At 75.4% G+C, this 25568-nt stretch carries 11 protein-coding genes; 9 read left to right on the forward strand and 2 right to left on the reverse strand.

The window, feature by feature from the left end:
• Window positions 1-9: 9 nt before the first annotated feature.
• The 9 genes from QSK20_RS12310 to QSK20_RS12350 are packed head-to-tail and all read left to right on the forward strand — an operon-like array spanning window position 10 to window position 22611.
• Window positions 10-4524 (forward strand): amino acid adenylation domain-containing protein, encoded by a 4515-nt coding sequence (locus QSK20_RS12310; protein WP_502888891.1) that lies wholly within the window; start codon window positions 10-12, stop codon window positions 4522-4524.
• Window positions 4521-7772, forward strand: a complete 3252-nt coding sequence (locus QSK20_RS12315; RefSeq protein WP_285788735.1) for a non-ribosomal peptide synthetase — start codon at window positions 4521-4523, stop codon at window positions 7770-7772. Before QSK20_RS12310 ends, QSK20_RS12315 begins: the two co-directional genes overlap by 4 nt.
• A complete protein-coding gene (locus tag QSK20_RS12320; protein ID WP_285788736.1) occupies window positions 7769-9139 on the forward strand; it encodes an FAD-dependent oxidoreductase in 1371 nt (456 codons plus the stop codon). The genes QSK20_RS12315 and QSK20_RS12320 overlap by 4 nt, the downstream gene beginning before the upstream one ends.
• Entirely contained in the window at window positions 9133-9867 is a 735-nt protein-coding gene (locus tag QSK20_RS12325) for a DUF6875 domain-containing protein (protein WP_285788737.1), read from the forward strand. The genes QSK20_RS12320 and QSK20_RS12325 overlap by 7 nt, the downstream gene beginning before the upstream one ends.
• Window positions 9864-13259 (forward strand): non-ribosomal peptide synthetase, encoded by a 3396-nt coding sequence (locus tag QSK20_RS12330; RefSeq protein WP_285788738.1) that lies wholly within the window; start codon window positions 9864-9866, stop codon window positions 13257-13259. Before QSK20_RS12325 ends, QSK20_RS12330 begins: the two co-directional genes overlap by 4 nt.
• A complete protein-coding gene (locus QSK20_RS12335; protein WP_285788739.1) occupies window positions 13256-17779 on the forward strand; it encodes a non-ribosomal peptide synthetase in 4524 nt (1507 codons plus the stop codon). Before QSK20_RS12330 ends, QSK20_RS12335 begins: the two co-directional genes overlap by 4 nt.
• On the forward strand, window positions 17772-19199 hold the full coding sequence (locus tag QSK20_RS12340; RefSeq protein WP_285788740.1) for an MFS transporter: 1428 nt from the start codon (window positions 17772-17774) through the stop codon (window positions 19197-19199). The genes QSK20_RS12335 and QSK20_RS12340 overlap by 8 nt, the downstream gene beginning before the upstream one ends.
• 41 nt (window positions 19200-19240) lie before the next feature.
• A complete protein-coding gene (locus QSK20_RS12345; RefSeq protein ID WP_285788741.1) occupies window positions 19241-20296 on the forward strand; it encodes a methyltransferase in 1056 nt (351 codons plus the stop codon).
• A complete protein-coding gene (locus QSK20_RS12350; protein WP_285788742.1) occupies window positions 20296-22611 on the forward strand; it encodes a lantibiotic dehydratase in 2316 nt (771 codons plus the stop codon). Before QSK20_RS12345 ends, QSK20_RS12350 begins: the two co-directional genes overlap by 1 nt.
• Window positions 22612-22684: 73 nt before the next feature.
• On the opposite strand, the gene QSK20_RS12355 is transcribed toward QSK20_RS12350, so the two are convergent.
• Together QSK20_RS12355 and QSK20_RS12360 are read right to left on the reverse strand one after the other, a co-directional pair.
• Window positions 22685-25078, reverse strand: coding sequence for an ATP-binding cassette domain-containing protein (locus QSK20_RS12355; RefSeq protein WP_285788743.1), 2394 nt, complete (start codon window positions 25076-25078; stop codon window positions 22685-22687).
• A 74-nt stretch (window positions 25079-25152) separates the two neighbouring features.
• Window positions 25153-25563 (reverse strand): VOC family protein, encoded by a 411-nt coding sequence (locus QSK20_RS12360; RefSeq protein WP_285788744.1) that lies wholly within the window; start codon window positions 25561-25563, stop codon window positions 25153-25155.
• Window positions 25564-25568: the final 5 nt, after the last annotated feature.

Genomic DNA, 25568 nt, shown 5'->3' on the forward strand with positions numbered 1-25568 from the left:
GACCAAGCCCTGCTGGCCGGCTTCCGCGCCGCCACCGAACCCGCCGGGCCGTACCCGGCCGACGCCACCGTGCCGGACCTGGTCGCCGCCGTGGCCCACCGGCAGCCCGACGCGGTCGCCCTGGTCGGCACCGACGGCACCGTCCTGCGCTACCGGGAGCTGGAGGAACGCGCCGACCGTCTCGCCGACCGGCTCGTGGCCGCCGGGGTGCGACCGGACGAGCCGGTGGCGGTGGCCCTGCCCCGCTCGGTGGACCTGGTCGTCACGCTCCTCGCCGTCCTCAAGGCCGGCGGCGCGTACCTGCCGCTGGATCCGGACGACCCGCCCGCCCGGACCCGGCAGCTGCTCGCCGTCGCCGGTGACCCGCTGGTGCTGGCCACCGGCGACGTGCCGGGCGCGACCCGACTGCTCCGCCTGGACGAGCCCACCGCCGGCCGCCCGGCCCCGGACACGCCCGCCGCCGGTCAGCCGTCCGGAGCCCCGGTCCCCGGCGACCGTGCGGTGCCGGCCCGGCGGCTGCACCCGTCCGGACTGGCCTACGTCAGCTTCACCTCCGGGTCCACCGGCACCCCCAAGGGGGTCGCGGTCCCGCACGCCGCCGTGGTCCGCCTCGTCCACCTGCCCGGCTACCTGCGCCTGGGCCCGGACGAGACCGTGCTGCACCTGGCCCCGGTGGCGTTCGACGCGGCCACCCTGGAGATCTGGGGCGCCCTGACCAACGGGGCCCGGCTGGTGGTGGCCCCGGCCGGTGCGCCCGATCTCGCCGAACTGGCCCGGCTGCTGCGCCGGGAACGGATCTCGGTGCTCTGGCTGACCGCCGGACTCTTCCACCAACTGGTCGAGTTCGACCCGGCGTGCCTCGCCGGGGTCGGTCAACTGCTCGCCGGTGGGGACGTGCTCGCCCCGGAGGCGGTCCGCCGGGCGCTCCGGGTGCGCGGCGGCGCGCCCCTGGTCAACGGGTACGGTCCGACCGAGAACACCACCTTCACCTGCGTGCACCCGATGACCGACCCGCAGGCGGTGCCGGATCCGGTGCCGATCGGCCGTCCGGTGCCCCGGTCCACGGTGTACGTCCTCGACCCGCAGGGACGCGAGGTGCCGGTCGGGGTGCCCGGCGAGCTGTACACCGGTGGCGTCGGGCTGGCCCGGGGCTACCTCGGCCGTCCGGGGGCGACCGCGGCGGCGTTCCTGCCGGACCCGTTCGACCCGCGTCCGGGCGCCCGGATGTACCGCACCGGCGACCTGGTCCGCTGGCGACCGGACGGCACCCTCGACTTCCTCGGTCGGATCGACGGACAGGTCAAGATCCGGGGCTTCCGGGTCGAGCCGGGCGAGGTGGCCGCGGTGCTGCGTACCCACCCGGACGTCGGGGACGCGGTCGTGGTCGTCGACGGGGAGGGGGAACGACGCCGCCTGCTCGCCTACCTGACCCCCCGACCCGGCCAGGCCGCGCCGCGCCCCGAGGACCTGGCCCGGTACGCCGCCGAGCGTCTTCCCGTCCACCTGCGCCCGGCCGCCCACCTGGTCCTGCCCGCCCTGCCGCTGACCCGTAACGGCAAGGTCGACCGCCGGGCCCTGCCCCTGCCGGAACCACCGTCCGACCGGCCGCCCGCCGACCTGACCGACCCGGCCCACCTCCGGCTGGCCGAGGTCTGGGCCGAGCTGCTCGGCGCCGCACCGGCCCGGGCCGACGACGACTTCTTCCTCCTCGGCGGGAACTCGCTGCTGGCCACCCGGCTCACCTTCGTCGTGGCCGACCGGTTCGGCGTCGACCTGCCGGTCCGCGTGGTCTACGAGCGGCCGACACTCGCCGCGCTGGCCGACGCCGTCGCCCACCACGCCTCCGGCGTACGCGCGTCCACCGGGGTGGTCCGCCGGGACCGGCGCGGGTACCGGTCGGCGCAGAGCCCGGCCGAAGGATCGGCTCACCTGGTCCGTCCGGTCCCCGGGCCGTGGGCCCTGTGGCGCTGGGTCGGGTTGCGGGCCGCCGGCTTCCCGGTCGAGACGCTGACCGCCCTGGGGGACCCGGACCTGGTGCGGGCCGCCGACGCGCTGCTCACGGCCGGGGAGCGACTCACCGGGGCCCGACGGGACCTGGCCGAACGGCTGCGCCGTGCGCGGGCGGCCAGCCCGGCGGGGGAGCGGACCGGCTGGAACCGGGCGGTCCGCCAGCTCCGCCGGGACACCCCACCCGAGCCGCTGCCCGCCGGTGCCGCGTCGGTCGACGGCGGGGCGCTGGTCCACGCCCACGCGGCGCTCCGCGCCGCCCACGACGCACGGGACGCCGCGCTCGTGGCGTACCGGGCCGCGTACGACCGGGCCGGCGCGGCCCGCGCCGAGGCGTTGCGGGCCACCGCCGCCGACCCGTCGTTCCGCGAGGCGGTGACCTGGCAGAACCGGCACGCGCTGCGGACCGGCGTGGACCCGGTCCGGGCCGCCGGGGACCGGCGCGACTCCCGGCACCGCCAGCACGAGGCGCTGGTCGCCACCTACCTCCAGCGCTACTGCGTCAAGAACGACACCATCGGTTTCTTCGGCCCGGTCGGCTGGGCCCGGATCACCGACGCCCCGTCCGCGCTCGCCGTCCACCACGGTGCCGCGCCGCTCGCCCGTCGCACCGTCTACCTGGAGAACTGGGCGGTGGTGGAGGTGGCCGAGGCACTCGCCGCCCGCGAACCGGGGTTGCGGCCGTGGCTGGTGCCGCGCCGGATGCCCTTCCTGGCCGTCCTCGGCGACGAGCTGCGCATGCCGCTGACCTCACCGGTCGACCTGCCGCCGGCGACGGCCCGGCTGCTGCGCGCCTGCGACGGCACGCGGCCGGCCGGCGAGATCGCCGCCGCGCTGGTCGCCGACCCGGACACCGGGATCGCCACCAGCGAACAGGTCTACCGGATGCTCGACGAGCTGCGCCGGGAACGCCGGATCTCGTGGTCGCTGGAGGTACCCAAGGAGGACCTCTTCCCGGAACGCGCGCTGTGGGCCCGACTGGCCGCGATCGGCGACCCGACCGTACGGGAGCCGGCCCTGGCCGCCCTCGACGACCTCGAACGGGCCCGCGACGAGGTGACCGCGGCGGCCGGGGACGCCGACCGGCTCGGTGCGGCGATCGAGGCGCTGGAGGAGCGGTTCACCTCGCTCACCGGCACCGCGCCGACCCGTCGCGCCGGCCGGACCTACGCCGGGCGGACCCTGGTCTACGAGGACTGCCGGTCCGGCACCGAGGTCACCCTCTCCACCGACCTCGTCGCCACCTGCTGGCCGGCGCTGACCCTGCTGCTGGAGAGTGCCCGCTGGTTCACCTCCGCCGGGGCGGCGCTGTTCCGGCGGGCCTTCACCGAGCGGTACCGGGAACTGGTGGCCCGCACCGGCAGCGACACGGTGTCCTTCGCCGACTTCTGGCTCTGGGCCAACGACCTGCTCTTCGACCCGCCGGAGAAGCTGATCGCGCCGGTGGTGCGCGCGCTCCAGGACCGGTGGGCGAAGATCCTGCCCGACGCCGTCGACCACCGGATCACCGCTGTCTCCGCCGACCTGGCCGACCGAGTGGCGGAGGCGTTCGCCGCACCCCGCCCCGGCTGGGTCGGCGCGTACCAGCACAGCCCGGACGTGCTGCTCGCCGCGGACGGGCCGGACGCGGTGGCGCGCGGGGACTTCCACTGGGTGGTCGGCGAGGTGCACCCGGGGGTGAACACGCTGCGGTCGGCGCTGTTCGTCGCCCAGCACCCCGCGCCGGAGGAGCTGCGCGCCGCGATGGCCGCCGACCTGCCGTACGGCCGGATCACCCTGGCCGCCACGGGGGAGGAGGGCGGCGCGTCGTCCCGGCTGACCGACAAGCTGGTCACCGACCGGGACCTGCACCTGGTCTTCGGCCACGACAGCTGCGGGCTCGACCCGGTCACGTCGCTGCCGGTGGCCGACTGCCTCCTCGGGCCGGTCGACGGCGTGCTGACCGTGCACAGCCGGGACGGCCGGCACCGGCTGCCGTTGACCGAGGTGCTGGGGGAGGCGCTGATGGTGCAGCTGGTGCAGCGGTTCGACATCCGGCGGCCGGCCGACCACCAGCCCCGGATCACCGTCGACCGGGTGGTGCTGGCCCGGGAGAGCTGGCGGTTCCCCGCCGCCGGGCTGGACTTCGCCGGGCTGCCCGACGAGGGCGAGCGGTTCCACCAGGTCCGGCGCTGGCAGCGGGAGCACGCCCTGCCCCGGCACGTCTTCGTCAAGACACCGGCCGAGGAGAAGCCCTTCCACCTGGACTTCGCCAGCCTCGCCGCGGTGGACGTCTTCGCCCGCGCGGTGCGCCGCACCGTCGGCCACGACCCCGAGTCCACCGTACGGCTCACCGAGATGCTGCCCGGTCCGGACCAGACCTGGCTCACCGACGCGCAGGGCCGGCACCGGACGGCGGAACTGCGCCTGGTCGCCGTCGACACGCGTACCCCCGGTGCGGTCGAGAAGACCGTGCCCGGCACTCCGGCCGCCGACCGGCGGTCGGACCGTCCCCACCGCACCCAGGCGGGAGTATGAACACCGAAACCTATGTCCTGCCGTCGTCGTTCACCCAACGTCGACTGTGGATGATCGACCAGATGACCCCGGGCGCGGTGACCTACCACATCGCCTGGGCGGTCGAACTGGACGGCCCGCTCGACGTGGCCGCGCTGGAGTCCACCCTGAGTTGGCTGGTGGACCGGCACGAGGCGCTGCGCACCCACTTCACCGCCGTCGACGGGGAACCCGCCCAGGTGGTCGCCCCGGCCGCGCCGGTCCGGCTGCCGGTCGTCGACGGCGGCGACCACTGGCCCGACCTGGTGGACGCCGCCGCCCGGGAGCCCTTCGACCTGGACACCGGTCCGCTGGCCCGGTTCGGGTTGATCCGCCGGTCCGCCGACGCGCACGTGCTCACCGTCGTGGTGCACCACGCGGTGGCCGACGGCTGGTCGTTCGGGGTCGTCTTCCGGGAACTCGCCGCCGGTTACGCCGCCCTGGCCGCCGGCGCCCACCCCGACCTGCCCCCACCGCCGGTGCAGTACGCCGACTTCGCCGTCTGGCAGCGCGAGCAGGACGAGCAGGGCGCCTTCGACGCCGACCTGGACTTCTGGCACGCCGAGCTGTCCGGCGCGCCGACCCTGCTGGACCTGCCCGCCGACCGGCCCCGCCCGGCCGAGCAGTCCGACGCCGGCGGCGAGGTCCGGTTCGTTTTCCCCGACGCGCTGACCGCCCGACTGCGCGCCGGCCGGGACGGCACCCTGTTCACCCGGCTGCTGGCCGGCTTCCAGGTGCTGCTGCACCGGCTCACCGGCGCCGACGACCTGCTGGTGGCGGTGCCGGTGGCCGGTCGGACCCGACCGGAGACCCGGGACGTGGTGGGCTTCTTCGCCAACACCCTCGCGCTGCGGGCCCGGTTCACCGACCGGCCGGACTTCACCGGCGTGCTCGCCCAGGCCCGGTCCACCGCCACCGCCGTCCAGTCCCGGCAGGACGTCCCCTTCGACCGGATCGTGGACCGGCTGGCCCCCAGCCGCAGCCTCGCGCACGCCCCGGTGGTTCAGGTGATGTTCGCGCTGGACGAACCGCCGGCCCCGGACACCTCGGCCGGCCTGCGGTTCACCCCGCGCCTGTGGGAGAACGGCACGGTCAAGTTCGACCTGACGCTCACCGTCGAGGACCGGCCGGACGGCCTGACCGGGCGGATCACCTACCGCACCGACCTCTACGACCCCGCCCGCGTCGCCGGCCTCGCCGACCGGTACCTCACGCTCCTCGCCGCCGCCCTGGACCGGCCCGGCACCCCCGTCGACGAGCTGCCGATGCTGGACGCGGGGGAGCGGGAGCGGCTGCTGCGCGCCGGCAACGACACCGACCTGCCGCTGCCCCCGGTGGCCACGGTCGGTGAACTGCTCGACCTTCACCCGCCCGTCGACGTCGACGCCGTGGCGGTCGCCGCACCGGACGGCGCGCTGCGCCACCGGGACCTCGCCGTACGCGCCAACCGGATCGCCCACCTGCTGCGCCGCCACGGCGTCGGCCCGGACACCCCGGTCGGGCTCTGCCTCGGCCGGGGCACCGACCTGGTCGCGGCGGTCCTCGGCGTCTGGCGGGCCGGCGCCGGCTACCTGCCCCTCGACCCGGGGCTGCCGACCGACCGCCTCGCCACCATGCTGGCCGACGCCGCCCCGCCGGTGGTGCTCACCGACGCCACCGGCGCGGCCCACGCCGCCGGGGCGGTGGCCGCCGCCGGCACCACCGTGCCGGTCGTGCTCCGCCTCGACCAGCTCGACCCGACCGGGCTCCCCACCGACCCGCCGCCGGTCGCCGGTCACCCGGACGGGCTGGCCTATCTGCTCTACACCTCCGGCTCCACCGGCCGTCCCAAGGGCGTCGCGGTCACCCACGGCGCGGTGGTCAACCTGCTCGTCGGGTTCCACCGGCTGCTCGACCTGACCCCCGCCGACCGGGTCGCCGCCATCACCACCCCGGCGTTCGACATCTCCGTGGTGGAGCTGGTGCTGCCGCTGCTGGCTGGCGCCCGGATCGAGATGCTCGACGCGGACACCGCGCTCGACGCCACCGCCCTGCACACCGCCCTGACCGACCGGGGCGTCACCGTGCTCCAGGGCACCCCGGCCACCTGGCGGATGCTGGTCGCCGCGCGGGGCGTACCGGCCGGCGTGCGGCTGCGGATCAGCGGCGGCGAGGCGCTCACCCGTGACCTGGCCGACCGGCTGCGCGCCGACGGGGCGCGGGTGCTCAACGGGTACGGCCCGTCGGAGACCACGATCTACTCCTCGGCCGGTCCGGTCGACGCCACCGGCCCGGTCGACCTCGGGCGGCCCTGCGCGAACACCCGCGTCCACCTGCTCGACGCGGCCGGCGAGCCGGTGCCCGACGGGGTGGTCGGTGAGATCCACATCGGGGGAGCCGGGGTCGCGCGGGGCTACCACAGCCAGCCAGCCCTCACCGCCGACCGGTTCCGGCCCGACCCGTTCGGCGACCGCCCCGGCGGGCGGCTCTACGCCACCGGCGACCTGGCCCGGCGGCTGCCCGACGGACGGCTGGAATACCTCGGCCGGGCCGACCAACAGGTCAAGGTGCGCGGGTTCCGGATCGAGCTGGGCGAGATCGAGGCCGCGCTGCGCGACCAGCCCGGCGTCCGGGACGCCGTGGTGACCACCTGGGGGACGGGGGCGGACGTCCGGCTCGCCGCGTACGCGGTCACCGAGCCGGCCGGTGTCGACGCCGTCTCGCTCTGGCCGCAGGTGCGCGCCGCGCTGGCCCGCCGCCTGCCCGAGTACATGGTGCCGGCGACCCTGGTCGTCCTCGACGCGCTGCCCCGTACCGCCAGCGGCAAACGGGACCGGCGGGCGCTGCCCGAGCCGACCTGGCGGGAGACCAGCGGCGACGGGCCCACCGCGCCGCGCGACCCGGTCGAGGAGCAGCTCGCCGCGCTCTGGCGGGACGTGCTCGGCCGGGACGAGGTGGGCGTGCACGACAACTTCTTCGCCCTCGGCGGGCACTCGCTGACCGCGACTAGGTTGATCGCCCGCGTCCGCACCACCTTCGGCACCGAGTTGGCGCTGCGCAGCCTCTTCGCCGCGCCCACGATCGCCGAACTCGCCGTCATCGTCGCCGCCGGGGTCGAGGCCCCCGCCGGCACCGACCGCATCGGTCCCGCCGGGCCAACCCCGCAGGACCTGCTCGCCTCACTCGACGACCTCTCCGACAGCGAGGTCGACGCGCTCCTGGACACCCTGATCGCCGAGGAGGACATGTGACCCCGCACCGGGAACGGGTGGTCGTCATCGGAGCCGGCCTGGCCGGCTCGCTCGCCGCGCTCTACCTCGCCCGCCGCGGCTACACGGTCGACGTCCACGAGCGACGGCCCGACCCCCGCACCGCCCCGGCCGGCGCGGGCGGCCGGTCGATCAACCTCGGCCTCTCCGCCCGGGGCATGCGTGCCCTCGACGGGGTGGGTCTCCTCGACGACGTGCTCAAGCGCAGCGTGCCGATGCGCGGCCGGGTGGTGCACGCCCCGGACGGCTCGGTGCGCTTCCAGCCGTACGGGGTGCGGGAACACGAGATCCTCCACTCGGTGCTCCGCGACGAGCTGATCTCACTGGTCGTGGAGGCCGCCGAGGCGGAACCGGAGGTCCGGTTCCACTTCGGCAGCCGGCTGACCCGGCTGGACCGGGACACCGCGACCGTCGAGGTCGCCCCGACCGGCGGCGGGGAACCGACCCGGATCACCGCCGACTGGGTGGTCGGCGCCGACGGCGTGTTCTCCACCGTCCGGCAGCAGATGCAGCACGGACTGCGCAGCGACTACGCCCAGGAGTTCCTGCCCTGGGGGTACAAGGAGCTGACCATCCCGATCGGCCCGGACGGCTCTCCCCGGGTCCGGCTGGAGGCGTTGCACGTCTGGCCCGGCCACGAGGCGCTGATGGTGGCGCACCCCAACCGGGACGGCTCGCTGACCTGCTCGCTGTTCATGGCCCACGAGGGGCCGGTGAGCTTCGCCGCGCTGGACACCCCGGCGGCGGTACGGGACTTCTTCCGCCGGCACTTCCCGGACGCCGAGGACCTGATGCCGAACCTGGTCGACGAGATCGCCGGACACCCGACCGGGCACCTGGTCACCGTGCGCACCGCCCCCTGGCGGCACGCCGACAAGGTGGTGCTGATCGGGGACGCCGCGCACGCGGTCTACCCGTTCTACGGGCAGGGCATGAACTCCGCCTTCGAGGACTGCCTGGTGCTCGACGGCTGCCTCGCCGACCATCCGACGGACCGGGCGGCGGCGCTGGCCGCGTACGAGGCGGCCCGCAAGCCGCACACCGACGTGCTCGCCGACCTGTCGACCGCCAACTTCGTCGACCTGCGGGACCGGGTGCACCGAACCGGGTACACCCTCTCCGCCGCCGCCGACCGGGTGCTGACCCGGCTGCTGCCGGGGCGCTGGGTGCCGCTGTACACGATGGTCGCCCACACCACCACCCCGTACGCCGACGCGTTGGCCCAGGCCCGTCGCCAGGAGCGTGTCCTGCGTGTGGCCGGCGCCGGTCTCGCCCTGGGCGCCGTGGCCGCCCTCGCCGCCGGGCTGCGCGCCGGACGCCGGGCCGGGGGGCGGCGGACATCGTGCTGACCCATTCGCTCCTTCCCGGACAGATCCTGTTCACCGCGGCCGACCTGTCCGCCGAGCCGCCGCACCCGCTGCTCGACGGCGCGGTCGACCAGCTGCGGGCGGTCGTCGCCTGGGCCCGGGAGTACCTCTGCGAGCCGCACCCGGAGCTGGGCCGCCGGGGACCGGTCTGTCCCTTCGCGCAGGGCTCGCTGGACCGGGACACCTTCTACCTGGCCGTCCACCGGGGAAGCAGTGTCGACCCGGTCGAGCTGGACACCGTGCTGGCCGGGTACCGGGACTGGTTCGCCGGCCTGGAGCCGCTCGCCGGACCGGCCGCCCAGTTCAAGACGATCCTGCTCACCCTGCCCGACCTGCCCGCCGACGTGGCCCGGGAAGCGGTGGACCGCACCCAGGCGCGACTCAAGCCGGCGTACACCGAACAGGGTCTGATGCTCGGCGAGTTCCACGACGGTCCGCCGGACAAGGGCGGCCTGTGGAACACCGAGTTCCGGCCCCTGCACAGCCCGGTGCCGATGCTGGTGGTCCGGCACATGGTCGCCAGCGACCTGCCGTTCCTCGTCGACGACCCGGTGACCTGCGCGGCGTACCTGCGGTTCTTCGCGCACAGCGCGCCCGGCGCGCTGCGCCGACAGATCGCCGCGGCGGCCGCCCGGCACGGCCTCACCGTGCCCGAGGCCCCCACCGGCGCGCCGGCGCTGCGCCAGCTTCTCGGTCAGGAGGTGGGATGAGCACGGCCGACTCCGCCGCCGGAGCCGCCGGGGACAAGCGGGCACTGCTCGCCCGGCTGCTCGCCGAACGGGCCCGCGCTCCCCGCCGGCACCCGGCCTCCTTCGGCCAGCGTCGGCTGTGGTTCCTGGACCGTCTCACCGGCGCCGACCCGGTCTACAACATCCCGGTGGCGTTCCGGGTACGCGGCCCGCTGGACGTCGACGCGCTGCGCACCGCCCTGGCCGCGATCGTGGCCCGGCACGGTGCGCTGCGGACCACCTTCGCCGAGTCCGGTGGGGAGCCGGTGCAGGTGGTCCACCCGACCGGCGTACCGGACCTGACCGTGGTCGACCTGACCGGGCTGCCGGCGGCCGACCGGGACGCCGAGGCCACCCGGCTGGTGTGGGAGCAGGCCCGGACGCCGTTCGACCTGACCGTCGGTCCGCTGCTGCGGGTGGTGGTGGTCCGGACCGACACCGACCGGCACCACCTGTCGTTCTGCCTGCACCACATCGTCTCCGACGCGTGGTCGCTGGGGGTGCTGTTCCGGGAGCTGGACACCGCGTACGCCGCCGCGCTGGCCGGCGAGCCGGCCCGCCTGCCCGCGCTGCCCACCCAGTACGCCGACTTCGCCGTCTGGCAACGGGACCGGCTGGCCGGGGGCACCCTGCGCGGGCAGCTCGACCACTGGCTGGCCCATCTGCGTGGCGCTCCGGCCCTGCTCTCCCTGCCCACCGACCGGCCCCGCCCGACGAGCCGTTCCCAGCGGGGCGCGGCCCACTACCTCACCCTCCCGGCGGAGGTCACCAGCCGGGTCGAGGAGTTCAACCGGACGGCCGGGGTCACCCTCTTCATGACCCTGCTCGCCGGCTTCCAGGCGGTCCTGTCCCGACACAGCGGCCAGGACGACATCGTCGTCGGCACCCCGGTCGCCGGCCGGGACCATCCCGACCTGGAGGGGCTGATCGGGTTCTTCGTCAACACCGTCGCCCTGCGGGTGTCGACGGCCGGATCGCCGTCGCTGCGGGAACTGGTCGGCCGGGTACGCGAGGTCGTGCTCACCGGCCTCGGCAACGCCGAGCTGCCCTTCGAGAAGCTCGTGGAGGAGTTGCAGCCGGACCGCAGCCTGGCCCACGCGCCGGTCTTCCAGGCCCAACTCGTCCTCCAGAACGCGCCGTACGACGGGTTCCGGCTCACCGGCTGCACGGCCACCACGCTGGAGGTGGACAGCGGCTCGGCGAAGTTCGACCTGACCCTGGTCGGGGAGCGGACCGGCGACGGCGCGTTGCGGCTGGCGTTCGAGTACGACACCGCGCTGTTCGACGTCGCCACCGTGGACCGGCTCGGTCGGCACCTGTGCATCCTGCTGGCGACGGCGGTCGCCGACCCGGACCGTCCCCTGGACCGGATTCCGCTGCTGGACGGCGCGGAACTGCGGCAGGCCCTGGTGGAGTGGAACGCCACCGACCGGCCGCTGCCCGCGGTGTCCTCGGTGCTGGAACTGCTGCCCACCGGCCCGGCCGCGCCCGGCTCCCCACCGGCGGTCACCGGTCCGGACGGCCAGCTCGACCGGGCCGAACTGCACCGTCGGGCCGCCCGGATCGCCGGTCGGCTGCGCGCCGCCGGGGTCGGCCCGGACACGCCGGTGGGCATCTGCCTGGACCGGGGCGTCGGGATGGTCGCCGCGGTGCTCGGGGTGTGGCGCGCCGGAGCCGGCTACCTTCCGCTCGACCCCGCCCTGCCGGCGGAACGGTTGCGGTTCATGCTCGCCGACTCCGGCACCCGCGTGGTGCTGACCAGCCGCGCGGTCGCCGACCGGCTGGCCGGGGTGCTGGCCGAGACCCCGACCGTACTGCTCCTCGACGACACCGCCACCGACGTCGTCGATTGCGCCGACGCCGACGCCGACGCCGACGCCGACGCCGACGCCGACGCCGACGCCGACGGGACGGCCGGCACCGGCGCGGACCAGCCGGTGCCGACGGTCACCCCGCACCCGGACGCGCTGGCGTACCTGCTCTACACCTCCGGCTCGACCGGCCGCCCGAAGGGCGTGGCCGTCCCGCACCGGGCCGTGCTCAACCTGCTCGTCTCCTTCCGGGCCGACCTCGACCTCGGACCGGGTGACCTGCTCGCGGCGGTCACCACCCTCTCGTTCGACATCTCCGTGGTGGAGTTGATCCTGCCGCTGATGTGCGACGTCCCGCTGCTGGTGGTCGGCGCCGACGAGACGGCGGACGGGCCGGCCCTGCGCCGCCGGCTGGCCGAGAGCGGGACGACGGTGCTCCAGGCCACCCCGGCCACCTGGCGGCTCCTGCTGGCCGCCGGTGGGGTGCCGGCGTCGGTGCGGCTGCGGCTCACCGGCGGCGAGGCGCTGCCCCGGGACCTCGCCGACGCGCTCCTCGGCGACGGGGCGTCGCTGTGGAACTGCTACGGGCCGACCGAGACGACGGTCTACTCCTCCGCCGGACCGGTGCCGCCCGCCCCGGCCGCCGTCACCATCGGCGGGCCGATCGCCAACACCCGACTCCACCTGCTCGACGAGGCGTTCCAGCCGGTGCCGGTGGGCGTGGTCGGCGAACTGTACGTGGGCGGGACCGGGGTGGCCCGGGGCTACCACGGCCGCGCCGGCCTCACCGCCGACCGGTTCGTGCCGGACCCGTTCGCCGACCGGCCCGGCACCCGTCTCTACGCCACCGGCGACCTGGCCCGCCGTCGCCCCGACGGCACGGTGGAGTACCTCGGTCGCGCCGACCACCAGGTCAAGGTGCGTGGCTTCCGGATCGAGCCCGGCGAGATCGAGACGCTGCTGCGGGCCCGCGACGAGGTCGCCGACGCCGTGGTCACCGCCTGGACCGGCGGGGACGGCGACGTCCGGCTGGTCGCCTACGCGGTGCCCGTCGCCGGGACCGACCCGGACACCCTCTGGGACCGGGTCCGGCCCGCGCTGGCCCGCCGGCTGCCCGAGTACATGGTCCCGGCTACCCTGGTGCCGCTGGCCGCCCTGCCGCTCACCGACAGCGGCAAGGTCGACCGGAAGGCGCTGCCCGCCCCCCGGTGGACCGACCCGACCACCGCCCCGGTCCCACCCCGCGACCCGGTGGAGCGGCTGGTCGCCGAGATCTGGCAGGAGGTGCTGCGGGTCGACACCGTCGGCGTGCACGACGACTTCTTCCGTCTCGGCGGGCACTCGCTGCTCGGGGTACGGGCGCTGGGCCGGATCGGCGCGGCGGTGGAGATGGAGGTGCCGGTCCCGCTGCTCTTCGCCGCCCCCACGGTCGCCGCGATGGCCGACGCGCTGCGCGCCGCCGAGCCGGCGCCCGGTCACGTCGACGCCGTCGCCGCGTTCCGGCAGGAGATGGCCGGCCTCTCCGACGAGGAACTGCGGGCACTGGTGGAGGGAACTGAATGACCGACCGGGAACGGCTGATCCGGGAGCTGATGGCCCGCCGGGGCCTGGGCACCGCGACCGCGCCGCCGGGGATTCCCCGCCGGGCCCCGGGCACCCCGGTGCCGCTGTCCCCGACGCAGGAGGGGATGTGGTTCCTCGACCGGCTCCAACCGGGCAGTCCGGCGTACGTGATGAGCCACGCCGTCCGGCTCACCGGCCCACTGGAGCCGGCCGCGGTGCAGGCCGCGCTGGACGACCTGGTCGCCGCGCACGAGGCGTTGCGGACCCGGTTCGTGGACCGGGACGGGCAGGTCGAGCAGGAGGTGCTCGCCGCCGACGATCCGGCGGTCCGGTGCGTGGTGGCCGTCGAGGACCTGACCGGCGGGTCCGTCGCGGAACGCGGGGCGGCGGTCGCCGACGTGGTCCGTCAAGAGACCGAGACCCCCTTCGACCTCGGCCGGACGCCCCTGCTGCGGGTCCGGTTGGGTCGGCTGGACCACGACGAGCACCTGCTGGTGGTCAGCCTGCACCACATCGTCGCCGACGAGCGGTCCGTCGACATCGTCCTGACCGGACTGCTCGACGGGCACCACCGGCACCGGACCGGCAGCGGCGCGGCTCCCGCCCCGGTCGCCCAGTTCCCCGACCACGTCCTGTGGCAGCGCGAGCGGCTGGCCGGTGGTGCCGCCGACCGGGCCCGGGAGTTCTGGGCCACCCGGCTGGCGGGTTTCCCCGGTCTGCTCGACCTGCCCACCGACCGGCCCCGACCGGCCACCCAGACCTTCGCCGGACGCACCCACGGCTTCACCGTCGCCGCCGACCTGACCGCCGCCCTCGACGCGCTGGGCCGGCGCACCGGCTGTACCCGGTTCATGGTGCTGCTCGCCGGGCTCCAGGTGCTGCTGGCCCGGATCGGCGGCACCGACGACGTCTGCGTCGGCTCGCCGGTGACGCTGCGCGCCGACGCGGCCCAGCAGGACATCGTCGGCCTGCTGGTCAACACGCTGCCGCTGCGGACCGACCTGTCCGGCGACCCGACACTGGCCGAGGTGGTGACCCGGGTCCGGGCCACCTGCGTGGCGTCGCTGGCCCACGCCGAGCTGCCGTTCGAGCGGATCGTGGAGACCGCCCGGCTGCCCCGCGACCCGAGCCGCAACCCGCTGTACCAGGTGATGCTGGTGGTCAACCAGGACGGTCCGGAGGGCCCGCGCGGTGATCTCACCGTCCGACCGGTCCCGGTGGTGCGGGAGACCTCCCGTCTGGACCTGACCGTGGCGGTGCGGGCCGACGGCTCCGGCCTCGCCGGACTGGTCGACTACAACACCGACCTGTTCGACGAGGTGACCGTCGCGCGGTTCGTCGACCGCCTCACCGTCGTGCTGTGGGCGCTCGCCACCGACCCGCAGCGTCGGCTCGCCGACCTCGACCTGACCGGCCCCGCCGAGCGGCGGGACCTGGCCCGGTGGAACGACACCGACCGGGCGTACCCGACGGGTGGCGGCCTGCACGACCTGGTCCGGGCCCGCGCGGCGCTCGACCCGGACGCGCCCGCGCTGCTGGACGTCAGCCCGGACGCGCCCGACCGGCCGCCGCTGACCTACGGCCGGCTGGTCGCGGACGCCGACCGGCTCGCCGCCCGGCTGCGTGACCTCGGCGTCCGGCCGGACGAGCCGGTGGGACTGGCCCTGCCGGCGGGAGCCGCCGCGCTGACCGGCATCCTGGCGATCCTCACCGCCGGTGGCGGTTACCTGCCGCTGGACCCGGGCCACCCGCCGGCCCGGTTGCGGGCGCTGCTCACCGCCGCCGGCACCACGGTCTGCCTCACCGACGCCGACCTCGCCCGGACGGTGGCCGCCCCGCCAGAGGCCGACGACCCCGACGACCGGCCGTACGCCGGCACGCTGCTGGTCGTCGACGCCGACGGCCGCCCGACCGAGGGGTGCGACCCCGCGTGGTCGGGACGGCTCGGGGCCGACCCCGGCGTGACGGCGGGCGAGGTGACCGCACCGGCGATCCACCCCGACCAGCTCGCGTACGTCATCCACACGTCCGGCTCCACCGGCACGCCGAAGGGCGTGATGGTCGGCCACCGCACCGCCGTGAACCTGGCGCTGGGCTTCGCCGACCTGCACGGCATCGGTCCCGGCGACCGGCTGCTCATGCTGCCCCCGCTCAGTTTCGACGCCTCCGTCGGCGACCTCTTCCCGGCGCTGGCCAGTGGGGCGGCGCTGGTGGTGCACCGGCAGCCGGCGGCGATCACCGGTCCCGGCCTGGCCGAGCTGTGCCGCACCCACGGGATCACCCTGGTCGACACCGCCGCGCCGCTCTGGGCGCGCTGGGTGGACGACCTGGCCGGCCGGTCCGGGCCGGTCGACGTCGGCCCGCTGCGCGCCACGATGGTCGGCGGGGAGGCCGTCGACCTGGACACCGTCCGGCGGTGGGCACGCCTGACCGACGGCCGGGTGACCGTGTACAACCACTACGGCCCGACCGAGGCGACCGTCTGCGCCACCACCCACGCCACCGTCGACGGGGCGGAACTGCCCGGCCTGACCCGGCTGCCGATCGGGCGTCCGGTGCCGAACGTGCGGGTCCACGTCCTCGACGCCGACCTGCGACCGGTGCCGGTCGGCCTGCCCGGCGAGGTGTACGTCGGCGGCACCGCGCCGGCCCGGGGCTACCTCGGCCGACCCGCCGAGACCGCCGTCCGCTTCGTGCCCGACCCGTACGGCCCGCCCGGGACCCGGCTCTACCGCACCGGCGACCTGGCCCGGCACCGGGCCGACGGGACGCTGGAGTTCCTCGGCCGCACCGACCGGCAGGTCAAGATCCGGGGGCACCGGATCGAGATCGGCGAGGTGGAGGCGGCCTGCGCGGCCCTGCCCGGGGTACGCCGGGCCGCCGTGGTGGTCGACCACGCCGCCACCGGTACCCGCCTGGTCGCCTACCTCGTCGGGGACGCGGACGCCCCGGACGGCGCGGCGGCTCGCGCGGCGCTGCGGCGGCGGATGCCGGAGCACCTGATCCCGGCGGCCTTCGTCCGGGTACCGGAGCTGCCCACCAACCGGCACGGCAAACTGGACCTGGCCGCCCTGCCGGCCCCCGCCGACGCCACCGACCGGCCCGCGCACGAGCCACCGGCCACCCCCACCGAGAAGACCCTCGCGGAGATCTGGGCCGACCTGCTCGGCACCGGACCGGTCGGCCGGCGGGACAACTTCTTCGACCTGGGTGGACACTCGCTGCTCGCGGCCACCGTGGTCACCCGGATCCGGGCCGCCCTCGGGGCGGACCTGCCGCTGCGGGCGCTCTTCGAGGCCGCCGACCTCGCCGGACTCGCCGCCGTCCTCGACGGCGACGGGCCGACCCCGGCCGACCACGGCGACCTGCTGCGCGCCGAGGCCCGCCGCGCCGACGACCTGCCCGTGCCGGCCGGCACCGTGGCGGCGGTGCCGGAGCACGTGCTGTTCACCGGGGCCACCGGGTTCCTCGGCGCGTACCTGCTCGCCGACTGGCTCACCCACACCCGGGCCACCGCGCACTGCCTGGTCCGCGCCGACACGCCGGCCGCCGCCGTCGACCGGGTCCGCGCCAACCTGCACCGGTACGGCCTCTGGCGACCGGAGTACGCCGACCGCCTCGTCGGCGTCCCCGGAGACCTCGGCGCGCCCCGGCTCGGGCTGACCGGGGCGACCTTCGTCGACCTCGGCGAACGGCTCGACGCGGTGGTCCACAACGGTGGCGTGGTCAACTTCGTGCAGCCGTACCCGGTGCTGCGCCCGGCCAACGTCGACGGCACGTACGAGGTGCTCCGGCTGGCCACCACCGCCCGCCCCAGCGCGGTGCACTTCGTCTCCACCCTCGGGGTCTTCGTCACCCCGTCCCGCACCGGCACCCTGGTCCGCGAGGGGGACGTCCCGGACGACTGCGACGGCCTGTACGACGGCTACAACGCCAGCAAGTGGGTGGCCGACGCGCTGGTCCGCGCCGCCCGGGACCGGGGCCTGCCGGTCAGCGTGCACCGGCCAGCCCGGATCACCGGCGACGCCCGAACCGGGGTGGGAAACGTCGACGACTTCTTCAGCCGGCTGCTGAAGACCTGCGTGCAGCTCGGCGCCGTACCGGACATCGACGACCCCGCCGACCTCGCCCCGGTGGACTACGTCGGGGCCGGCATCGGCCACCTGACCCGGACCGGTTCCACCGGCGACCACCACTACTACAACAACCGCACGGTCAGCTACGCCCAGCTCGCCGGGGCGGTGACCGACTTCGGGTACCCGGTCGAGCTGGTGCCGTACCCGCGCTGGCGGGCGGCGCTGCTGGCCCGGCCGGACGTCGCCCTGGCCCGGTTCACCCCGCTGTTCGGCGCGGCCACCCCGGTCCGTACCCAACCGGACTTCGACTGCACCGCCACCGAGAACGCCCTCGCGGCGGCCGGCGTCACCTGCCCGGCCGCGGACGCGCACCTGCTGCACACCTACCTGGCGGCGTTCGTCGCCGCCGGGTTCCTCGACCCGCCGGGGAGGACCCGTGACTGACCGTACGCTGCCCACCCACCGCTGGGTGGCCATCTGGCTCGGCCAGCTCGTCTCCCTGATCGGGTCGAGCCTGACCGCGTTCGTCCTCGGCGTCTGGGTCTACCAGCGCACCGGGTCGGTCACCCAGTTCTCGATGATCTTCCTGGCCGCCACTCTGCCGGCGGTGCTGGTCGCGCCGTTCGCCGGCGCCCTCGCCGACCGCCGGGACCGCCGCCGGCTGATGCTGGCCAGCGACACCCTCGCCGCGGTGGGCACCGCCGCGCTCGCCGCGCTGGTCGCCGCCGACGCGCTCCAGGTGTGGCACATCTACCTGGCCACGGTGCTCAGCGCCGGGGCGTCCACCGTGCACCAGGTCGCCTACCAGGCGATGACGCCGGCGCTGGTCGGCAAGCGGAACCTCGGCCGGTTCAACGGGCTGATGCAGGTCTCCCGGGCGGTGCAGATCGCCGCGCCGCTGGTCGCCGGGGTGCTGGTGGTGACCATCGGGGTCGGCGGGGTGATGGTCGTCGACCTGGGCACCTTCGTCGTCGCGGCCGGCACGCTGCTGCTGGTCCGGCTGCCCGCCGAGGTGACCCGCCCGGCCGGGAAGGGCGCCGACGACGAGCCGGTGCTGCGCGGGGCCGCTGCCGGCTGGCACCACCTGCGGCAGCGTCCCGGCCTGCTCCGGCTCATGCTGGTCTTCGGGGCGTTCAACTTCCTCTTCGGCATCGCCGGGGTGCTGGTCCAGCCGCTGATCCTCTCGTTCGCCTCGGCGGACACCCTCGGCGTGCTGATGTTCGCCGGTGGGGCCGGACTCTTCGCCGGCAGCCTGCTGATGGGCGCCTGGGGCGGGCCGAAGCGGCGGATGACCGCCGTGTGCGGCGGGCTCGCGATCGGTGGGGTGGCGCTGGTGCTGCACGCGGCGGCCCCGTCCGTGTGGTTGATCGGCGTGGTCGCCCCGCTGTTCCTGTTCACCCTGCCGATCGTGAACAGCTCCACCATGACCCTGATCCAGACCAAGACCGAGCCGGCCGTGCTGGGCCGGGTGCTCGCCACCGCCCGGGTGATCGGCGACGCCAGCATCCCGGTCGCGTACGTGCTGGCCGGGCCGATCGCCGACGGGGTCGAGCCGCTGCTGCGCTCCGACGGCGCGCTCGCCGACTCGGTCGGTCAGGTGATCGGCACCGGCGACGGCCGGGGCGTCGCCCTGGTCTTCGCGGTCACCGGCGCGTTGATGGTGCTGCTCGCCGTCGCCGCGTGGGCGTGGCCGGCGCTGCGCGGAGTCGACGACCTGCCCGACGCCCTCCCCGACGACCCGACCGAACCGGTCGGCCCCGACACCGTTCCCGCCGAACCGGTCGCCCCCGGCACCGGCCCCGCTGACCGGGCCGGATCCGCCGACGGGGCCGCCGGCCCCGAGACCGTCCCCGCGAACCGCTGACCCCGTCCCCGAACCCTGCAACCGACCCTAAGGAGCGCCCCATGCCGGTGCCGCTGAGCCCGGACGAGGCCCACCTGTTCCTCGCCTCCGACGCCGCCCCCGCCGCGTACCTCGACCTGCTCGACGCGGTCTCCTTCCGCAGCGCCGCCGCCGGCCTGCGGCTGGGGGTGTTCGAGGCGCTGGCCGACGGGCCGCTGCCGGTCGACCGGCTCGCCGAGCGCACCGGCACCGACCCGCTGGGGCTGCGGATCCTGCTCGACGCGCTGGCCGGCTACGGCTACCTCACCCGCGCCGACGGGCAGTACGCCAACAGCGCCAACACGACCCGCTGGCTGCTGCGCGACGCCCCGGGCAGCTTCGCCCCGGCGCTCTCCTTCTGGTCGACCGTGCTCACCGGCTGGTGGCAGGACCTGGAGTCGTCGATCCGCTCCGGCGGCCCGACCGGCGACTTCTACGCCTGGCTGGAGAAGCACCCGGACGCCCTGGCCGACTTCCACACCATGCTGCGCGGCCTCGCCGACGCGCTCGGCCCGGAGATCGTCGACCTGGTGCCGGTCCCCGCCGAGGCGCGCAGCGTGCTCGACGTCGGCGGCGGGCACGCCGCGTACCCGGTCGCCCTCCTCACCGCCCACCCGCAGCTGCGCGCGACCGTGGTGGACCTGGACGGGGCGCTGGCCCAGGGCGCGCGGACCGTGGCCGACGCCGGCCTGACCGACCGGGTCACCCTGCGTCCGGGTGACCTGTTCACCGCCGACCTCGGCACCGGCCACGACCTGGTGCTGCTCTTCAACATCGTGCACGGCTACCAGCGGGAGGCGGTGGCGACCCTGCTGCGCCGGGCCGCCGCCGCGCTGCGCCCCGGCGGGCGGATCGTCCTGCTCGAACCGCTCGCCGAGGTGCCCGAGCGTCCGGCCGGACCGGGGGAGGCGTTCGTCCGGATGTTCAGCCTGAACCTCTTCCACACCCAGGGCGGCCGGGCGTACTCCTACGCCGAACTCGTCGCGCTGCTGGACGAGGCGGGCTTCGCCGACGTCCGCCAGCACATGCTGACCGGCTCCGACACCGACCACCTGGTGACCGCGGTACTGGCCGGCTGATGTCGCACCTGGTCCCGCTCGGCGGTGGGTGGGGGCTGTGGCGCTCGTTCTGCGTCCGGGCCGCCGGCTTCCCCGTCGACCTGCTCGAACCCCTGGCCGATCCGGAACTGGCCGTCCTCGCCGACGCGGTCGACGCCGGGGCCGACGACGGCGCGTACCGGGCCCGGTTCCGGCACGCCGAACGGGCCCTCGCCCGGGCGTTGCACGCCGCCGCCGCCGACCCCCGGATCCGGGAGGCGGTGGCCTGGCAGAACCCGGGGGCCCTGGAGACCGGCTTCGACACCCTGCTGCGCCGGGACCCGGAGACCGTGTCGCGCACCGGCCGGCACCGCAAGACCGAGGCTCTGGTCACCAGCTACCTGCACCGGTACGCCGCGAAGAACGACACGATCGGGTTCTTCGGGCCGCTGCGCTGGGCGCGGATCGACCCGGAGCAGCCGGAACCGGTCCGCGCCGTGCACGACGGTACCGCCGGGGACCGCACCCTCTACCTGGAGGGATGGGCTCTCGCGGAGCTGGGCCGGACCCTCGCGCCGCCGCTGCGGCCCTGGCTGGTGCCCCGGCTGCTGCCGCTGCTCGGCGTCGACGGGAACACCCTGCGGGTGCCGTCGGCCGACCCGGTGCCCCTGGACCCGGTACAGGCGGCCGTCCTGCGGGCGCTGCGCCCAGGGCGTACCGCCCGGCAGGTCGTCGCGGCGGTCCGCGCCGACGCCGGACACCACCCGGACCGGGCGTGGGCGGCGCTGGACCGGCTGCACGCCGACCGTCGCATCGAGTGGACCCTGGAGGCGGCCCCCGACGACCTGCACCCCGCCGCCACCCTGCGGTCCGTCGTGGCCACCGTCGACGACCCGGCGGTACGCGCACCCGCGCTGGCCGCGCTGGACCGGCTGACCTCGGCGGCGGCGACCGTGACGGCGGCCCGGGGGGACGCGACGGCGGTGCGCGACGCCCTCGCCGGGCTCGGCGCGACCTTCACCGACCTCACCGGCGCGGCCCCGGTCCGCGCGGCCGGTCAGCTCTACGCCGGCCGCACCCTGGTCTTCGAGGAGTGCCGGCGGCCGGACTCGATCCGCCTCGGCCGGGCGGCGCTGGACACCCTCGCTGCGCCACTGACCCTGCTGCTGGAGAGCGCCCGCTGGTACACGGCGGCCGGCGCGGCGCTCTACCGGCGGGCGCTGCGCGCCCGGTACGACCAGCTCGCGGCCCGGCGACCGGACACACCCGTGCCGCTGGCCGACCTGTGGCTCGCCGCCCGGGACGTGCTGATCGACGACCCGGGCCCGGTGGTCCGCCCGTTGACCCGCGCCCTGCACCACCGGTGGGAACGGCTGCTCGCGGTCGGGGCCGGCGACCGGCGGGTGCGCCGCTGCGCCGCCGACCTGCGCGCCGCCGCTGCCGCCGCGTTCCCCGCCGGCCCGCCCGGCTGGGCCACGGCCGTCCAGCACAGCCCGGACCTGATGGTCGCCGCCCCCGACCTGGCCGCGATCACCGCCGGTGACGTCGACTGGGTCCTCGGCGAGCTGCACCCGGGTTACCACACCATGCGCTACGCCAGCTGGGTCGACTGCCATCCGGATCCGGCCGCGCTGGTCGGGGCGATGGCCGCCGACCTGCCCGGTGCGGTGGTCCGGATCGGCGCCACCGGCAGCCAGGGCGGCAGCGCCACCCGTTTCTCGCCCCGACTGCTGGCCCCCGGTCACCGGCGGCTGGTCTTCGCCCCGGACACCTGTGGCCACGACCCCGACCACGACCTGGTGGTGGGCGACTGCGACGTGATCGACACCGACGGTCGGTTGCAGGTCCGCCGCCGCTCCGGCGGCGAGGGCCACGACCTGGTGGAGGTCTTCGCGGACCTGGTGGCCGCGAACCTGATGCCGCACTTCCGGCTGCTCTCGCCGGCGCCGCACCGGCCCCGGGTGACCATCGACCGCCTTGTGTTCAGCCGCGAGTCGTGGACGGTCCCGGCCGGCGGTGTGGACTTCGCGGGCGACCCGGACGAGGCCCGGCGCTTCGTGCGGGCGCGGTCCTGGGCGAAGCGGCTCGGCCTGCCCCGGCACGTCTTCCTCCGCTGCACCGGTGAGCGCAAGCCGGTGCACGTCGACCTGGCCGGCCTGGCGTCGGTGGAGGTGCTCTGCCGGGCGGTGCGCCGGGCGCGACGCACCGGCGGGGACGCCGCCGAGGTGACCGTCACCGAGATGCTGCCGGACCCGGAGCAGCTCTGGCTCACCGACGCCGACGGCCGCCGGTACAGCGCGGAGCTGCGCCTCATCGCCGCCCCGCTGCCCGCCGACCGGCCCGCGTCACCGACGTGACAGGCGGGCCGGTCGGACGACTCGGCCGTTCCACCGTTGCTGACGTCACCCCCAGCCCACTCGTCGACCCCGGTCAGGTGCCGACGTAGGCCGCGAGGTGTTCCCCGGTGAGGGTGGAACGTTTGGCGACGAGGTCGGCGGGGGTGCCCTCGAAGACGATCCGGCCGCCGTCGTGGCCGGCGCCGGGCCCGAGGTCGACGATCCAGTCGGCGTGCGCCATGACCGCCTGGTGGTGCTCGATGACGATGACCGACTTGCCGGAGTCGACCAGCCGGTCGAGCAGGCCGAGCAGTTGCTCGACGTCGGCGAGGTGCAGGCCGGTGGTCGGTTCGTCGAGGACGTAGACCCCGCCCTTCTCGGCCATGTGGGTGGCCAGCTTCAGCCGTTGCCGTTCGCCGCCGGAGAGCGTGGTGAGCGGCTGGCCGAGGCTGAGGTAGCCGAGCCCGACGTCGGCGAGCCGGTCGAGGATGGCGTGCGCGGCCGGCGTGCGCGCCTCGCCGGCGCCGAAGAACTCCTCGGCCTCGGTCACCGACATCGCGAGCACCTCACTGATGTCCCGGCCGCCGAGGTGGTATTCCAGCACCGCGGGCTGGAACCGCTTCCCCTCGCAGTCCTCGCAGGTGGTGGCGACGCTGGCCATCGTCGCCAGGTCGGTGTAGATGACGCCGGCGCCGTTGCAGGTGGGGCAGGCGCCCTCGGAGTTGGCGCTGAACAGGGCCGGCTTCACCCCGTTGGCCTTCGCGAACGCCTTGCGGATCGGGTCGAGCAGCCCGGTGTACGTCGCCGGGTTGCTCCGCCGTGAGCCACGGATCGCGCCCTGGTCGATCGAGACGACCCCGTCCCGCCCGGCCACCGAGCCGTGGATCAGGGAGCTCTTGCCGGACCCGGCGACGCCGGTGACGACGACCAGCACGCCGAGCGGGATGTCGACGTCGACGTCGCGCAGGTTGTGCGTGGCCGCGCCACGGATCTCCAGGGTGCCGGTGGGCGTCCGCACCTTCTCCTTGAGGGTGGCCCGGTCGTCGAGGTGGCGACCGGTGCGGGTGCCGCTGGCCCGCAGTCCCTCGACGGTGCCCTCGAAGCAGACGGTGCCGCCCGCCGTGCCGGCGCCGGGGCCGAGATCGACCACGTGGTCGGCGATCGCGATCGTCTCCGGCTTGTGCTCCACGACGAGCACCGTGTTGCCCTTGTTCCGCAGCCGCAGCAGCAGGTCGTTCATCCGCTGGATGTCGTGCGGGTGCAGGCCGATGGTGGGCTCGTCGAAGACGTAGGTGACGTCGGTGAGCGAGGAACCGAGGTGGCGGATCATCTTGGTGCGCTGCGCCTCGCCGCCGGAGAGCGTGCCCGCCGGCCGGTCGAGTGAGAGGTATCCCAGCCCGATCTCGACGAACGAGTCGAGGGTGTGCTTGAGCTTCGCGAGCAGCGGTGCCACCGACGGCTCGTCGAGGCCCCCGACCCATTCGGCCAGGTCGCTGATCTGCATCGCGCAGGCGTCGGCGATGTTGACGCCCCGGATCCGCGACGACCGGGCCGCCTCGGCCAGCCGGGTGCCGTCGCACTCCGGACAGGTGGTGAAGGTGACCGCCCGGTCCACGAACGCCCGGATGTGCGGTTGCATCGCCTCCCGGTCCTTGGCCAGGAAAGACTTCTGGATCCTCGGGATCAGCCCCTCGTACGTCAGGTTGACGTTGTCGACCTTGATCTTGGTCGGCTCCTTGTAGAGGAGGTCGTGGAGTTCCTTCTTGGTGAACTTCCGGATCGGCTTGTCCGGGTCGAAGAAGCCGCAGCCGCTGAAGATGCGGCCGTACCAGCCCTCGACGCTGTAACCGGGGATCGTGAGCGCGCCGTCGTTGAGCGACTTGGTGTCGTCGTAGAGCGCGGAGAGGTCGAAGTCGGTGACCGAGCCCATGCCCTCGCAGCGGGGGCACATGCCGCCCAGCCGGGTGAAGGTCGCCCGTTCGGTCTTCGTCCTCCCGGCGCCGCGCTCGACGGTGATCGCACCGCTGGCCTTCACCGAGGGGGTGTTGAACGAGAAGGCGTTGGGCGAGCCGATGTGCGGCTGCCCGAGCCGGCTGAAGAGGATCCGCAACATCGCGTTGGCGTCGGTGGCGGTGCCGACGGTGGAGCGCACGTTGGCGCCCATCCGCTCCTGGTCGACGATGATCGCCGTGGTCAGCCCCTCCAGCAGGTCGACGTCCGGCCGGGCCAGGGTCGGCATGAAGCCCTGGAGGAAGGCGCTGTAGGTCTCGTTGATCAGCCGCTGCGACTCCGCCGCGATCGTGCCGAACACCAGCGAGCTCTTGCCCGAGCCGGAGACCCCGGTGAACACCGTCAGCCGCCGCTTCGGGATCTCGATGCTGACGTCCCTGAGGTTGTTCTCCCGCGCGCCCCGCACGCGGATCAGGTCGTGACTGTCGGCGGAATGCGGCGCGGGCGAGGACGTGCCCGTGCTCGTGGCCATGCTCATCGTGTCCAATCGTGTTGCGCGGGGGCCGCCTGCGCGGCCCCCGTCGGCGTCCTGACCGCTGGCCGCCGGACGGCTCAGCGCTGTTCCTGGATGCGGACCATGTTGCCGGCGGGATCGCGGAAGGCGCAGTCGCGAACGCCGTACGGCTGCTCGGTCGGCTCCTGGACGACCTCGGCGTCGCCGGCCTGAAGGCGCGCGAAGACACCGTCGAGATCGGGGGTGGCCAGCAGGATCATGGCGTAGGTGCCCTTGGCCATCATCTCGGTGATGGTACGGCGCTCGTCGTCGGTGACGCCGGGGTCGGCGACCGGCGGGTGCAGGACGATGGACGTGTCGGGCTGGCCGACGGGACCGACCGTGATCCAGCGCATGCCGTCGTATCCGACGTCGTTGCGGACCTCGAAGCCGAGGGCGTCGCGGTAGAAGGCCAGGGAGGCCGCCGGGTCGGTGTGCGGGAGGAAGCTCGCGTTGATGGTGACGTTCATGGCAG

The organism is Micromonospora sp. NBRC 101691 (assembly GCF_030269285.1).
Lineage (GTDB): Bacteria > Actinomycetota > Actinomycetes > Mycobacteriales > Micromonosporaceae > Micromonospora > Micromonospora echinospora.